At 65.4% G+C, this 13,430-nt stretch carries 15 protein-coding genes; 7 read left to right on the forward strand and 8 right to left on the reverse strand.

Features of this window, described 5'->3' with window-relative positions; all coding sequences use genetic code 11:
* Positions 1-23 precede the first annotated feature (23 nt).
* Together PXD02_RS00290 and tpa are read right to left on the reverse strand one after the other, a co-directional pair.
* On the reverse strand, positions 24-722 hold the full coding sequence (locus PXD02_RS00290) for a GntR family transcriptional regulator (RefSeq protein WP_275106466.1): 699 nt from the start codon (positions 720-722) through the stop codon (positions 24-26).
* Between the two features lie 85 nt (positions 723-807).
* Positions 808-2,187 (reverse strand): hypotaurine--pyruvate aminotransferase Tpa, encoded by a 1,380-nt coding sequence (gene tpa, locus PXD02_RS00295; protein ID WP_275104999.1) that lies wholly within the window; start codon positions 2,185-2,187, stop codon positions 808-810.
* Positions 2,188-2,344: 157 nt separating this feature from the next.
* On the opposite strand from tpa, the gene PXD02_RS00300 reads away from it, so the two are divergent.
* On the forward strand, positions 2,345-2,545 hold the full coding sequence (locus PXD02_RS00300) for a hypothetical protein (protein ID WP_275105000.1): 201 nt from the start codon (positions 2,345-2,347) through the stop codon (positions 2,543-2,545).
* 80 nt (positions 2,546-2,625) lie between these two features.
* Here PXD02_RS00300 and PXD02_RS00305 read toward each other — a convergent pair whose 3' ends face one another.
* A complete protein-coding gene (locus PXD02_RS00305; RefSeq protein ID WP_275105001.1) occupies positions 2,626-2,784 on the reverse strand; it encodes a hypothetical protein in 159 nt (52 codons plus the stop codon).
* A 9-nt stretch (positions 2,785-2,793) separates the two neighbouring features.
* The gene (locus PXD02_RS00310) at positions 2,794-3,057 is read right to left on the reverse strand and encodes a hypothetical protein (RefSeq protein WP_275105002.1); all 264 of its coding nucleotides are present in this window, start codon (positions 3,055-3,057) and stop codon (positions 2,794-2,796) included.
* A 107-nt stretch (positions 3,058-3,164) separates the two neighbouring features.
* Between PXD02_RS00310 and PXD02_RS00315 the strand changes: the two genes are divergently transcribed.
* The 6 genes from PXD02_RS00315 to PXD02_RS00340 all read left to right on the forward strand — a co-directional run bounded on the left by PXD02_RS00315 (position 3,165) and on the right by PXD02_RS00340 (position 9,295).
* Complete coding sequence (locus PXD02_RS00315) at positions 3,165-4,076, forward strand: phosphatase PAP2 family protein (protein WP_275105003.1); 912 nt, start codon at positions 3,165-3,167, stop codon at positions 4,074-4,076.
* A 123-nt stretch (positions 4,077-4,199) separates the two neighbouring features.
* Entirely contained in the window at positions 4,200-4,724 is a 525-nt protein-coding gene (locus PXD02_RS00320; protein ID WP_275105004.1) for a 2Fe-2S iron-sulfur cluster-binding protein, read from the forward strand.
* On the forward strand, positions 4,721-5,689 hold the full coding sequence (locus tag PXD02_RS00325) for an FAD binding domain-containing protein (RefSeq protein WP_275105005.1): 969 nt from the start codon (positions 4,721-4,723) through the stop codon (positions 5,687-5,689). Before PXD02_RS00320 ends, PXD02_RS00325 begins: the two co-directional genes overlap by 4 nt.
* A complete protein-coding gene (locus tag PXD02_RS00330) occupies positions 5,686-7,857 on the forward strand; it encodes a xanthine dehydrogenase family protein molybdopterin-binding subunit (RefSeq protein WP_275105006.1) in 2,172 nt (723 codons plus the stop codon). The genes PXD02_RS00325 and PXD02_RS00330 overlap by 4 nt, the downstream gene beginning before the upstream one ends.
* Positions 7,857-8,780 (forward strand): XdhC family protein, encoded by a 924-nt coding sequence (locus PXD02_RS00335; protein ID WP_275105007.1) that lies wholly within the window; start codon positions 7,857-7,859, stop codon positions 8,778-8,780. The genes PXD02_RS00330 and PXD02_RS00335 overlap by 1 nt, the downstream gene beginning before the upstream one ends.
* The gene (locus PXD02_RS00340) at positions 8,777-9,295 is read left to right on the forward strand and encodes an NTP transferase domain-containing protein (protein ID WP_275105008.1); all 519 of its coding nucleotides are present in this window, start codon (positions 8,777-8,779) and stop codon (positions 9,293-9,295) included. The genes PXD02_RS00335 and PXD02_RS00340 overlap by 4 nt, the downstream gene beginning before the upstream one ends.
* A gap of 18 nt (positions 9,296-9,313) precedes the next feature.
* On the opposite strand, the gene PXD02_RS00345 is transcribed toward PXD02_RS00340, so the two are convergent.
* From PXD02_RS00345 to mnmG, 4 genes are read right to left on the reverse strand one after another with little or no spacing between them, the layout of a single operon-like run.
* Complete coding sequence (locus tag PXD02_RS00345; RefSeq protein ID WP_275105009.1) at positions 9,314-10,204, reverse strand: ParB/RepB/Spo0J family partition protein; 891 nt, start codon at positions 10,202-10,204, stop codon at positions 9,314-9,316.
* Positions 10,204-10,986: a ParA family protein gene (locus PXD02_RS00350; RefSeq protein ID WP_275105010.1), complete on the reverse strand. Its 783-nt coding sequence runs from the start codon at positions 10,984-10,986 to the stop codon at positions 10,204-10,206. Before PXD02_RS00350 ends, PXD02_RS00345 begins: the two co-directional genes overlap by 1 nt.
* Positions 10,976-11,569: a 16S rRNA (guanine(527)-N(7))-methyltransferase RsmG gene (gene rsmG / locus PXD02_RS00355; RefSeq protein WP_275105011.1), complete on the reverse strand. Its 594-nt coding sequence runs from the start codon at positions 11,567-11,569 to the stop codon at positions 10,976-10,978. Before rsmG ends, PXD02_RS00350 begins: the two co-directional genes overlap by 11 nt.
* On the reverse strand, positions 11,566-13,425 hold the full coding sequence (mnmG, locus tag PXD02_RS00360; RefSeq protein WP_275105012.1) for a tRNA uridine-5-carboxymethylaminomethyl(34) synthesis enzyme MnmG: 1,860 nt from the start codon (positions 13,423-13,425) through the stop codon (positions 11,566-11,568). The genes rsmG and mnmG overlap by 4 nt, the downstream gene beginning before the upstream one ends.
* Between the last annotated feature and the right edge of the window lie 5 nt (positions 13,426-13,430).

A 13,430-nucleotide genomic window follows, 5' to 3' on the forward strand; every position in this document is an offset into this window, starting at 1 on the left:
CGACAAGAATCCGCCATGCCGACTTATAAGGCGATGGTCCGTCGTTCGTCGCGTGCCAGGAAATGCTGGATCTGGCGGATGATCTGGTCGGCATGAGTCCTGGCCAGCCGGTCGCACAGATCCACGTCGCGCGCCACGATCGCGTCGATGATGGCCTCGTGCTCGTCGACATATTCGCGCGGCAGGCGGTCGTCGAAGGACTGGTAATACAGCCGCAGCAGCCGCCGCCCCTCGTCCAGCACCCGCAGGAACAGGCTGGTGTAATAGGGGTTGCGCCCGGCTTCGGCGATGGCGGCGTGGAAGTCGCGGTTCGAGGCGATCATCCCCAGGGCGTCCTGGGCGGACACGGCGGCGGCGAAGCGCGCCTGGTGCCTGCGGATCGCCTTGAGATCGGCAGGCTGGTGATAGGTCGCGGCAAGCCGCGTGGTGACGCGATACATCAGCGTCATGGCGTCGAAAAAGGTATGCAGGTTCAGGAAGTCGATATTGGCGACCATGGTCGAGCGGTTGGGCAGGGTTTCCACCAGCCCCTCGCCCGACAGCCGCACCAGGGCCTCGCGGATCGGCGTACGCGACATCCCGAACCGTTCGGCAAGCTGAACCTCGTCAATGGGGCTGCCGGGCAGCAGCACAAGATCCAAAATCTCGTCGCGAAGCTGGTCATAGACAAGCTTGACACCGGAGCCGCGCTTGCGTTCTGAAATGCCGCCGGCTTCTGTCATCAATCCGGTCTCCGATGCGCGAGGGGGTTTGTCGACAGTATGAATATTTTCCGCGCATTGCCAGATCAATCGCGAATTGGGGCCCTCACCCCGCGACCTTGGCCAGCGCCGCGTCGATGGCATCGGTGATGCGGTCGATGTCGTCCCTGGTGGCGATCAGGGCGGGCGACAGGCACAGCGTGTTGTTCAGCCCCGGCAGGCTGCGGTTGGTGGCGCCGATGATCACGCCCTGAGCCAGGCATTCGGCCACCACCGCCTGGACGCGCTTTTCGTCCAGCGGTTCCTTCGTGGCCCGGTCGGCGACCAGCTCGGCCCCGCAGAACAGCCCCTTGCCGCGCACCTCGCCGATCACCGGATGCTTCTCCTGCAAGGCGCGCAGGTTCGAAAGCGTGCGCTCGCCCATGGCGACGGTGTTCTCCAGCAGCCCCTCGTCCTCGATGATGCGCATGTTCTCCAAGGCCGCCACCGGCCCGGCGGTGCAGCCGCCGAAGGTCGAGATGTCGCGGAAATAGCCCAGCGGGTCCGAGGCATCGTCCTTGAACATCTCGAACACCGCCTCGGTCGTCACCGTGCAGCTGATCGCCGCATAGCCCGAGGCCACGCCCTTGGCCATGGTCACGATGTCGGGGGCGATGCCGTAATGCTGATAGCCGAACCAGGTGCCGGTGCGGCCCAGTCCGCAGACCACCTCGTCCAGGATCAGCAGGATGTCGTATTTGCGGCAGATTTCCTGCACGCGCGGCCAGTATCCCTCGGGCGGCACGATCACGCCGCCGCCTGCGGTGATCGGCTCCAGCACGATCGCGCCCACGCTGTCAGGGCCTTCGCGCAGGATCGCCTCCTCGATGGCGTCGGCGGCCCGTTCGCCATAGTTCGCCACATCCCATTGCGCGCGGTATTCCAGGCAATGCGGCACCCGCACGAAGCCGTCGGGATAGGGTCCGTATTGCGCCGCCCGCTGGTCCTGACCGCTGGTCGCCAGCGTGCCGATGGTGGTGCCGTGATAATCGCGGTCGCGATAGAGGATCTTCCATTTTCGCCCGCCATGCTGACGCGCGGCGATCTGGCGGACCATCTTGTAGGCTTTCTCGTTGGCCTCGGAGCCCGAGTTGGAATAATAGACCCGGCTCATCCCGGGCATCTTCTGGACCAGCCGCTCGGCGAACAGCGCCGCCGGGACATTGCCCGCCGCCCCGGCATAGTAGTTCAGCTTGACCAGCTGGTCGCGGATCGCATCGGCGATGCTGGTGCGGCCATAGCCGACATTGACCGTCCAGACCCCGCCCGAGACCGCATCCAGATATTCCCGGCCCGTCGTGTCCCACAGCCGCATCCCCTTGCCTTCCACGAACACGCGCGGGTCGGCCGTCTCGTATTGCTTGTGCTGGCTCAGATGGTGCCAGACATGCGCGCGGTCGGCGGCCACGACATGGGACAGGTCGTTCTGGTTCAGGTCGAGTGACATGGCGGTTCCCCGGATGTTGCGTCCGGCGGATTGCAAGGGCCGGCACAGGTCGGATCCACGAAACCAGATCCCCCGCAAAAGGCAAGCGAAAGCCGCAGCCGGGAACGGACGCGGCCCCTTGCGGGTTGACCCCCGCACCCCTGGAAAGGAGCAGATCATGGCTGACAAATTCGATCCCAAGGCGGAAAACGAAAAATACGCCACCAAGCAGGCGGCGCAGCAGGCCAAGATGGGCCATGCGGATCTGAATCCCAAGCAGATCCATCCGTCCCATGAACCCAATGCGGGCGGCCAGAACCGCGAGGCGGGCGACCGCAAGGCGCGGCAGAACGACCGCGCCACCAACGGCGGCGAATAAGTCGCACCGGGCCTGACGCGGCCCCTGCAAAGCCAATCCGGGCAGCGGCGGCCATCTGACCGCGCTGCCCGGATTTCGTCTTATCGGTCCTGTTCCTTGGCCCGATCCTCTTTCCGGTCCTCGCGCCGGTCCGAGGCTTTCAGATCCGGGCGCGGGTCGAAATCGGGATCGGCATTGGTGGTATCGACCTTCTTTTCGATGATCCGCCGTTGCTGGTCATGGGTTTTCTTTCCGACCATGACGGCCTCCTATGTGCTGGGGGATGTGCGGCGGTCCCGCGCGTCGCCGGCATCGTCGCCTTGGCGGTTCGCCACGTGATCGTGATGCTGTTCGGTTTCGACATGGCGGGAATCCAGGCCCCGCTGGTCCGAATGGCGGGACTTGTCGCGGTTTGACAGAACCTCGTTTTCCGGCAGGTCGTCCGACTGTGCGGGGGACATGCCGCCGCTGCCGTCGCCCTTGCCCTGGTCCTGCTGGCCCGCGCCGAATGACTTTCTGCTTGCATTGGCCATTGCCGATCCTCCTGTTCGTTCTGATGGTCGCAGGGGAAAACCGGGACGCGCGGCGATTTGTTCCGCCCCCGGCGGGAACCGCCCCCAGGGCGCGCCGTTACCAAGCCATGTCACAGCGCACCGATCCCGCCGACCATCCCGCCCCCCAGACCGAAGGGTTGGAGCGGATGGATGTCGAAGCCGCCGCCCTGGCTGCCCGGCATCGCCATCACCCGTTGGTCAGGGCCCTGGGCGCGGCCAGCGAACTGGCCGACCAGATCCCGCTGGGCGCGATCTGCGGCGCGGTGATCGCCGGCGGGCTGGCCGCCGGGCGTCCCGATCTGGCCCGGACCGGGATGCGGATGATGGCCGCGCATGTGCTGGCCAATGCCGTCAAGCAGCAGATCAAGAACCGCCTGCGCCGCATCCGCCCCGAAGAGGTCGTGAAGGATTGCGCCTATACCTTCGAGCCGGGCGAGACGCAGGGCGGGTACGACACCTCGTTCCCGTCGGGCCATACGGCGGGCGCGGTGGCGGTGGCTTCCATCCTGGCCCGCGACATGCCGCCCCTGTCCCTGCCCGCCTGGACCGCCGCCGCGCTGATGTCCGGGGTGCAGATCCCGCACGCCAAGCATTACCCGGCGGATGTCGCGGCCGGTGCGGCGCTTGGCCTGACGGCCGCGCGGCTGGTCGATCTGCTGTTGCCCCCCAACCCCCCATCGCAGGAGAATCCCATGTCGGACAACGCCACCAGGACCATCGTCGCCATCTTCCAGACGCGCGAGGCCGCGGATTATGCCATCGAACATCTGGTCCAGCAGCACGGGCTGAACCGCGCCGACATCTTTGCCGAGGCGCAGGGCGACGACAACACGGCGGGCACCCGCCCCTCGGGCGGCGATGCCTCCAAGGGCGATGCCCCGTCCGATCCGGCCCTGCGCGGCGGCATCAGGCTGTCGGCCGATGTGGCGGCGGACAAGGCCGATCTGGTCCGCGACGCCTTCGCGGAAATGGGCGGCCAGGACATCGCCGCGCGTTAGGACGCGCATCGGGACGGGTCGAACCGCCTGCCGGAAAGCTGCGGACGCATGGAACGTCCGGCCCGGCTGGCGGTTGAGACCCTGCCACCAGCCAGCGACCCATGCCAGCCTCCGGGGGGATCCATGCAGATCACACTTCACCTGAACGGCGCGACCCATGATCTTGACGTGGACACGCGCACCACGCTTCTGGATGCGCTGCGCCATTACCTGGGGCTGACGGGCACCAAGAAGGGCTGCGACCACGGCCAATGCGGCGCCTGCACGGTGCTGATCGACGGCCGCCGGGTCAATTCCTGCCTGACCCTGGCCTGCATGGCCGAGGACGCGCGGATCACCACCATCGAGGGGCTGGGCAGTCCCGACCGCCTGTCGCCCCTGCAACAGCAGTTCCTGGACCATGACGGTTTCCAATGCGGCTATTGCACGCCGGGCCAGATCTGTTCGGCGGCCGGGATGCTGGAGGAGATCGCGGCGGGCTGGCCCAGCCACGCCTCGGCCAGCCTGGAGGGGCCGTTCGAGTTGTCCCACGCGGAAATCGCCGAACGGATGAGCGGCAATCTGTGCCGCTGCGCCGCCTATACCCATATCGTCGCGGCCATCCGCCAGGCGGCCGGCGCGGGCGACCGGCACGAGGACGCGGCATGAGGGAATTCACCTATCTCCGGGCGGGATCGCTGGCCGACCTGCCGGCAAGCGCCACGATCATCGCGGGCGGCACCAACCTGCTGGATCTGATGAAGCACGAGGTGATGGCCCCCGATGCCCTGGTCGACATCACCCGCCTGGATCTGAACCGGATCGAACCCGAGGGCGACGGGCTGCGCATCGGCGCGCTTGTCAGAAACAGCGACCTGGCCGCGCATCCGATCATCCGGCGCGATTATCCGGTTCTGTCGCGCGCGCTGCTGGCGGGTGCCAGCGGCCAGTTGCGCAACATGGCCACGACCGGCGGCAACCTGATGCAGCGCACCCGCTGCCCGTATTTCTACGACCGCCGCATGGCCTGCAACAAGCGCGATCCCGGCGCGGGCTGCGCGGCCATCGGCGGGGTGACGCGCAACCATGCGATTCTGGGCGGGTCGGACCAGTGCATCGCCACCTATCCCGGCGACATGGCCGTGGCCCTGCGCGCCCTGGATGCGGTGGTCGAGATCGACGGCCCCGCCCCCCGCCGGGTGCCGCTGGCCGATTTCCACCTGCTGCCCGGCGATACCCCCGATGTCGAAACCGTGCTGCGGCCGGGCGAGATCATCACCGGCGTCACCCTGCCCGCCCCGATCGGCGGACAGCACCGTTATCGCAAGGTGCGCGACCGCGCCTCCTATGCCTTTGCCCTGGTCTCGGTCGCGGCGGTGATCGGCATCGAGGACGGCCGGATCTCTCATGCCGCCCTGGCGTTCGGCGGGGTGGCCGCGAAGCCCTGGCGCGACCCCGCGGTCGAGGCGGCGCTGACGGGCCGGGAGCCCTCGGACGCGCTGTTCGCCGAGGCGGCGGCGATCCTGCTGCGCCCTGCGAAGGCCTGGGGCGAAAACCAGTTCAAGATTCCCCTGCTGCGGCGCAGCCTGATCGCCACCCTGCGCGATGCAACCGGAATGGAGGCCAGGCCATGACACGGCACCTGCGGGTCGATGGCCCGAACCATGACGACCGCCTGGACCATATGGCGCAAGGCGTGCTGGGCCAGCCCCTCAACCGGCTGGAGGGTCCGCTGAAGGTCACCGGCCGCGCCACCTATGCCGCCGAGGCGCGGCCCCGCGACATGGCCTATGGGGTGCTGGTCCAGGCCGAGATTCCGGCGGGCAAGGTGCTGGAGATCGGCGATGCGCCGGGCGCCCTGGCGGTGATCCGGGACAAGCGGATGATCCATTATGCCGCTCAAGGGCAGGCCCAGAAGGCCCCGCCCTCGGGCCCGGATCGGGTCGAATACATGGGCCAGGCCATCGCCCTGGTCGTGGCCGACACGTTCGAGGGGGCGCGTCATGCCGCCCAGAACATCGCCATCCGCTATGCCCCCGAAACGGTGCCGGTCATCCCGGAATCGGTGACGCCCGAACTGCCGCCGAAAAAGCAGTCGGCCACGGGCGATCTGGACCAGGCGATGCGCGACGCCGCCGTGACCGTCGATCAGGTCTGGCACACGCCGTCGCAGATGGCCGCCGCGATGGAACCCCATGCCGCGATCGCCGAATGGGACGGCGGCACCGTCACGATCCGGGCCGGATTGCAGATGCTGTCGTCGAACCGCAAGCAGATGGCCGACGCCCTGGGCATCCGCGAAAGCAAGGTGCGGCTGCTGGCGCCCTATGTCGGCGGCGGTTTCGGATCCAAGCTGGGCATCAATGCCGAAGCCGTGGCGGCGGCCATCGCCGCGCGCGAGCTGGACCGGCCGGTGATGGTGGCGATGTCCCGCCAGCAGGTCTTCGACCTGGCGCATCGCCGGTCGGAAACCCGCCAGCGGATCCGGCTGGCCTGCGATGCGGACGGGGTGCTGTCGGGCATCGGCCACGACGTTCTGGTATCCAACCTGCCGGGCAGCGAGTTTTCCGAACCCGTCACCCAGGCCACGCCCTTCACCTATCAGGCGGCGCATCGCCAGATCGTCCATGCCATTGCCCGGATCCATCGCGGCTGCGCCGGATCGGTCCGCGCGCCGGGCGAGGCGGTCGGCGTCACCATCTTCGAATGCGCCATGGACGAACTGGCCGAGGCCGCCGGGATCGACCCGGTCGACCTTCGCCTGCGCAACATCCCCGATGCCGAGCCGGTGACGGACCGCCCCTTTTCCAGCCACAAGCTGGCCGAGGCGCTGCGCGACGGCGCTCAACGCTTCGGCTGGTCGGCGCGCCAACCCACCGGGCGGCGCGTCGAGGGGGAATGGTTCATCGGCATGGGCATGGCGGCGGCGGTGCGCGTCAACATGCTGGTGGAATCCCGTGCGCGCGTCACCCTGCACCAGGACGGCCAGGCCATTGTCGAGACCGACATGACCGATATCGGCACCGGCACCTATACGATCCTGGGCCAGCTTGCCGCCGAAATGCTGGGTCTGCCCGCCCATCGGGTCGAGGTCCGGCTGGGCGACACGGATTTCCGGCCCGCAGCGGGATCGGGGGGGTCCTTCGGCGCGGCCTCCAGCGGCAATTCGGTCTATCTCGCCTGCGAAGAGATCCGCAGCCAGATCGCCAGGACGATGCGTTGCGGCGAATCCGACCTGACGCTGCACGACGGCATGGCCCGCGCCGGGAATGTGTCGCGCCCGCTGTCGGAGCTGATCGACGGCCAGATCACCGCCGAAGGGCATTTGCAGCCCGGCAAGACGGAAAAGACCCACCGTCAGGCGACTTGGGGCAGCCACTGGGCCGAGGTTGCCGTGAACCGCTGGACCGGAGAGGTCCGCGTCCGCCGGATGATGGGCGTCTTCGCCTGCGGACGGGTGCTGAACGAAAAGACCGCGAGGTCGCAATGCCTGGGCGGCATGAGCTTCGGCATCGGCATCGCCCTGACCGAGACAATGGAACACGACCCTCGCGACGGCCATGCCGTCAGCCGAGACCTGGCGGAATACCATATTCCCTGCCACGCCGATGTCCCAGAACTTGAGGTGCATTTCCTGCACGAACGCGATGCCTATGTCGGCCCGCTGCAAGCCAAGGGCCTGGGCGAACTGGGCATCTGCGGCGCGGGCGCGGCTGTTCTGAACGCCATCCACAACGCCTGCGGGGTCCGCGTCCGGCAGCTTCCGGCAACGCCGGACAAGATCATCGCCGGATTGGAGTGATGCAGGCAGGGGCCTTTCCTGCCCTGCCGGGGGCCGCGCCGGACGATCCGCTGGCGGCGGCCTTGGCCTGCGATCATCCGATCCTGGCGATCATCACCGGCATCACCGGCCCATCCTATCGCCCTTTGGGCGAGATGATGGCCTTTTGTGGGGATCGACAGGTCGGAACGCTCAGTTCCGGCTGCATCGAAACGGATCTGGCGCGCCATGCCCGGACGGCCCTGTCCGACGGGCCGGTTCGCTTGCGCTATGGCGAAGGCTCGCCCTGGTTCGACCTGCGCCTGCCCTGCGGCGGCGGGCTGGAGGTGACCCTGATCCCCCGCCCCTGCCCGGCCCTGCTGGCCGAGATCGCGGCGGCACGCGCGGCGCGCCAGCATGTCGCGCTTTGCATCAGCCCGGATCTGCGCCTGCACCGCTGCAAGCCGGGACCGACCGGCGCGACGCCGGACGGGCTTCGCATCGCGCTGCCGCCCCCGCCCCGCTTCCTGATCTTCGGTCAGGGCCCCGAGGCCGCCATCTTCGCCGATCTGGTGCGGGCGGCCGGTTATCCCCATCTGGTGCTGGCACCCGACCGGGAAACCCTGTCGCGGGCCGAGGCGCGGGCTTCGCCCACCCGCCTGCTGCCCTGGCCCGCCCTGCCCGCCGATCTGGACATCGACGACCGCAGCGCGGTGGTCCTGTTCTTCCACGATCACGACTGGGAACCGCCGATCCTGGCCCGCGCCCTGGAATCGCCTGCCTTCTATATCGGCGCCCAGGGATCGCGGCGCGCCCGCGATATGCGGATGGAAAGGCTGCGCCAGTTGGGCGTCACGAAGGGCTTGGACCGCCTGCACGGCCCGATCGGCCTGATCGAATCGGCCCGCGACCCGCGCGTCCTGGCGGTCTCGGTCCTGGCCGAGGTTCTGGAGCGGGCATCGTGACCACGGTCGTCCTGCTGGCGGCTGGCGCATCGCGGCGGTTCGGGACCGCCTGCAAGCTGCAAGCCCCTTATCGAGGCAAACCTCTGGTCCGTCATGTCGCCGAGGCGATCCTGGCAAGCGGATTGCCTGCCGTGGCCGTGACCGCCGACCCCGCGGTGGAAGACCTGCTGCCCGAGTTCCGCATCATCCGCAGCATCGGACCACAATCGCAGTCCCTGCGCGCCGGACTGGCGGCGGTGGACGATGACCGCGCCCTGGTCGTGCTGGGCGATATGCCGCATGTCGATGCAGCGCTGCTGCTGCGCATCGCCTTGGCGCCTGCCCCGGCGGCGGCAAGCGATGGCAACCGCATCACGCCGCCCGCCAGCCTGCCGCGATCCATGTTCGCGGATATCGCACAGCTATCCGGCGATCAGGGCGCAGGGGCGGTGCTGCGAAGGCGACCGGATTTATACCTTGTCCATGTCGATGCGGGAAGGCTTCGGGATATAGATATATCCGAAGATATTCTTTAGATTTCAATAAGTTAGAGCCTATCGGCCGAGAATCTGGCAAAGGCGCTCAAGGTCTTCGAGGTGTCGATAGCCGATGGTGACGACCCCCGCCCCATTCGACGCGTGGTCGATCGTCACGGGCATCTTCAACTGGGCAGACAGGTCGGCTTCCAGGGCGCGCGTATCGGCGTCCTTGTCCGTTTTCCGCGCTGATCGGACCTTCTCACCATCCGTAGTGGCTTTCGTCTTGAGACGCACAAGATCTTCGGTCTCCCGGACAGACAAACCATTGTCGATCACCCGACGAGCCAAGGCCAGGGGATTATCCGCCGTGATCAGGGCGCGCGCATGGCCCGCCGTCAGCTTTCCATCCTTGACATAATCCTGGATCTGGTCGGGCAGGGTCAGCAGGCGCAACAGGTTGGCGATATGGCTGCGGCTTTTGTTCAACGCCTCGGCCAGTTTTTCCTGGGTATGACCGAATTTGTCCATCAGCTGCCGAAATGACGCGGCTTCTTCGATGGCATTCAGATCCGCGCGCTGAATGTTCTCGATGATCGCGACTTCCAAAACCTCGGTATCCGTCAGGTCGCGGATGATGACGGGCAGTTCGTGCAATTGCGCCATCTGCGCGGCGCGCCAGCGGCGTTCGCCGGCGACGATCTGGTAAAGCCCATCGTCCTGGGGATGGCTGCGCACGATCAGCGGCTGCAACACCCCCCTTTGCCGCAGCGAATCCGCCAGTTCCTGCAAGGCGGTTTGATCAAAATGCCGCCGGGGCTGGTCGGGATTCGCAGTGATCTGTTCGATGGGGACCATGGTGCGGTCCTTGATCGGCTTCGCATCTGCCGGTCCATCCAGATCCAGATCGGCCATCAGCGCCGACAGGCCGCGCCCCAGACCGCGCTTGGCAAGTTTACTGTCGGACATCAGGCTTCCTCCTTGACCAGTTTCAGGCGCGCGGCGAATTCGGCCGCGAATTGGCGATAGGCCGCGCTGCCCTTGGACGCGGGATCGTAGAGCAGGACCGGCTGCGCAAAGGACGGCGCCTCAGAGACGCGCACGTTGCGGGGAATGACGGTCGCAAAGACCAGATCGCCCAAGGTGGCGCGGGCATCCGCCTCGACCTGCTGGGACAGGTTGTTGCGGTAATCCGACATGGTCAGCAGAACGCCGTTTACCCGCAGGTTCGGATTGCCGCTTTGCCGGACATGCTTGACCGTCGACAGCAGTTGCGACAGCCCTTCAAGCGCATAGAATTCCGCTTGCAGCGGCACCAGAACGGCGTCGGCCGCCACCATCGCATTCACGGTCAGCAGTCCCAAGGCCGGCGGGCAATCGATCAGAACGATACTGTCCGCCTCGGCCTGATCCAGTTTGCGCCGCAAAAGGCGGGTGCGATCCTTGACCTGCGACAGGTCCACATCGGCCGACGACAGATCCGAGGTGGCCGGGACGATGGAGAGGTTCGCAATATCGGTTTCCATGCTGCAATCGGCCAAGGAATCCTGAACCGCCAGAAGGTCATAGACGGTCTTTAGCCGCTGCTCGACATTGATCCCCAGGCCGGTCGAGGCATTTCCCTGCGGATCGAGATCGACCAGGACAACCCGGTGCCCCTGCATGGCCAGGGCCGCGCCCAGATTGATCGCCGTGGTGGTCTTGCCCACCCCGCCCTTCTGGTTGGCAATGGCGACGACGCTATGCGCCATATTTGACCCCGCTTACTTCCAATATCGCCGCACCCTCCTGCGTGCGACTGGGATGGGAGACGTAATCGAATCTCCAGTGTTGGCTGGCCTGTTCGATTTCTGCCTGCCACTGCCGGCCCTTCATGAGAAAGGCTGTCCCAGACGGCGCAAGGTGCAGATCCAGATATGCCATAAGCTGCGGAAGCGGGGCAAGGGCGCGGGCGCTGACATAGGCGGCATTCAGCGGAGAAATGGCTTCGATTCTTTGTGCCAGCACCGTGACATGAGGCAAATCGGCCTGCCGGGCGACGGTTCGCAGAAAAGCTGCCTTGCGCTGATCGCTTTCCACCAAGGTAAACGCGACCTTGGAGTCGGCTTTTGCAATTGCCATAACGAGGCCGGGCAGCCCGCCGCCGCTTCCCAGGTCGATCCACGCCCCTTCCGAGGCGTCGGAAAGTTCAGCAAGCTGCAGGGAATCGGCTATGTGCCGGGTCTGAAAATTCACCAGGGTGGACGGCGCAACAAGGTTTATGCGCGGGTTCCACTGCTTTAGCAGAGCGCGATAGATCTCCAGCCGCTCCGTTGTTTCACGTGAAACACTCATGCGCGACGCTTGCCTGCCATGCGCGTCACGGTCAGCAAGAGGGTCAGCGCGGCAGGTGTCATTCCCTCGATCCTGGCGGCAGCCGCCAAGGTTGTCGGCTTGGCCGACGTCAGCTTGGCAGTCAATTCTCCTGAAAGACCAGATAATTGACGATAATCAAAATCCTGAGGCAGAGAAATCGCTTCATCATTCCGCAGCATTTCAGCATCGCGGGCTTGGCGCTCGGTGTATTGATGATAGAGAGCGTCATTTCTGATCTGCTGTAATGTTTCCGGCCCAATGCTGCTCAAGGCAGGATAAAGATCCGTCAAATGGGCGAGCGGAAGATCGGTTTGACCGAGAAGGCCAAAGACCGTCCGCGGCTGACCGTCCTGCCGGACCGCAATACCCGCCCTGCTCAGGGCACTGGGACTGTAGCTGGCAGCTTCGAGATTCTGCCGTGCGGCCTCATAGCGCGTTTGCCGGGCTTCAAAGGCAGCACGTCTTTCCGCGCCGACGCAGCCCAATTTCAAACCCATGGAAGTCAATCGTTGATCAGCATTGTCCGCCCGCAAGGTCAGGCGAAACTCTGCCCGCGAGGTAAACATCCGATATGGCTCGGTCACGCCACGTGTCGTGAGATCGTCGATCATTACCCCGATATAGCTGTCAGCCCGGCTGAAAACGACCTCGTCCCGGTCAAGTGCCGTCATCGCTGCATTCAATCCCGCGACGACGCCTTGCGCGGCCGCTTCCTCGTATCCCGTGGTGCCGTTGATCTGGCCTGCAAGATAAAGTCCGCGGACGTCCCTCAGGCCCAGCGTCTGCGTCAGCGCACGTGGATCGACGTAATCATATTCGACAGCATATCCGGGTTGAAGGATATCGGCATTCTCTAACCCTTTGATCGATCTAACATATTCCAGTTGGACATCGTCAGGCAGCGAGGTAGAAATTCCGTTGGGATAAACAGTGTGATCATTCACGCCTTCGGGTTCAAGAAAAATCTGATGGGATTCCTTGTCGGCGAAACGCACTACCTTATCCTCGATCGACGGGCAATAGCGCGGTCCCCGACCCGAGATATGCCCCCCATACATCGCCGAACGGGACAGGTTTCGGCGAATGATATCGTGAGTGGCGGAGTTGGTGTGCGTAATACCGCAGCTGATTTGAGGTGCTTCGATATCGTGACTCAGGTACGAAAACAGTGTCGGCTCGTCATCGCCAGGCTGGGTTTCCAGAATCTCCCAGTTGATCGTCCGGCCATCCAATCGCGGCGGCGTCCCCGTCTTCAATCGCCCTAAGGGGAGGTCATAACGCATCAACGAGTCTGCAAGACGGTTGGACGCCTGATCCCCCCAACGCCCTGCTGGCCGACTGACGTCGCCGATATGAATGATGCCGTTCAGAAAAGTTCCGGTCGTCAATACGACGGCCGCCGAAGAAAGAACCGTCCCGTCAGCCAGTTCGACTCCCGATACCTCTCGATCAGTTCCGATCAGCGAGGCGACCTCCGAAAAGATAAGCGTCAGATCGGCCTGCCTGGAGACAGCCTTGAAAGCCGCGTTTCGGTACAATGCACGATCCATCTGTGCCCGAGGCCCTTGAACAGCCGGACCTTTCTTGCGGTTCAAAAGCCGGAACTGGATACCCGCCTGATCGGCAATTCGACCCATCAACCCGTCAAGGGCGTCGACTTCCCGGACAAGATGGCCCTTGCCCAGCCCGCCAATCGCGGGATTGCAGGACAGGGTTCCGATGTCTTCCCGCCTCATCGTCACAAGCGCCGTTCGCGCACCCACGCGCGCCGAAGCCGAGGCGGCTTCGATTCCCGCATGGCCGGCACCGATCACAATGACGTCGTATTGTTTCACGTGAA

This window comes from Paracoccus sp. S3-43 (assembly GCF_029027965.1).
Classification (GTDB): domain Bacteria; phylum Pseudomonadota; class Alphaproteobacteria; order Rhodobacterales; family Rhodobacteraceae; genus Paracoccus.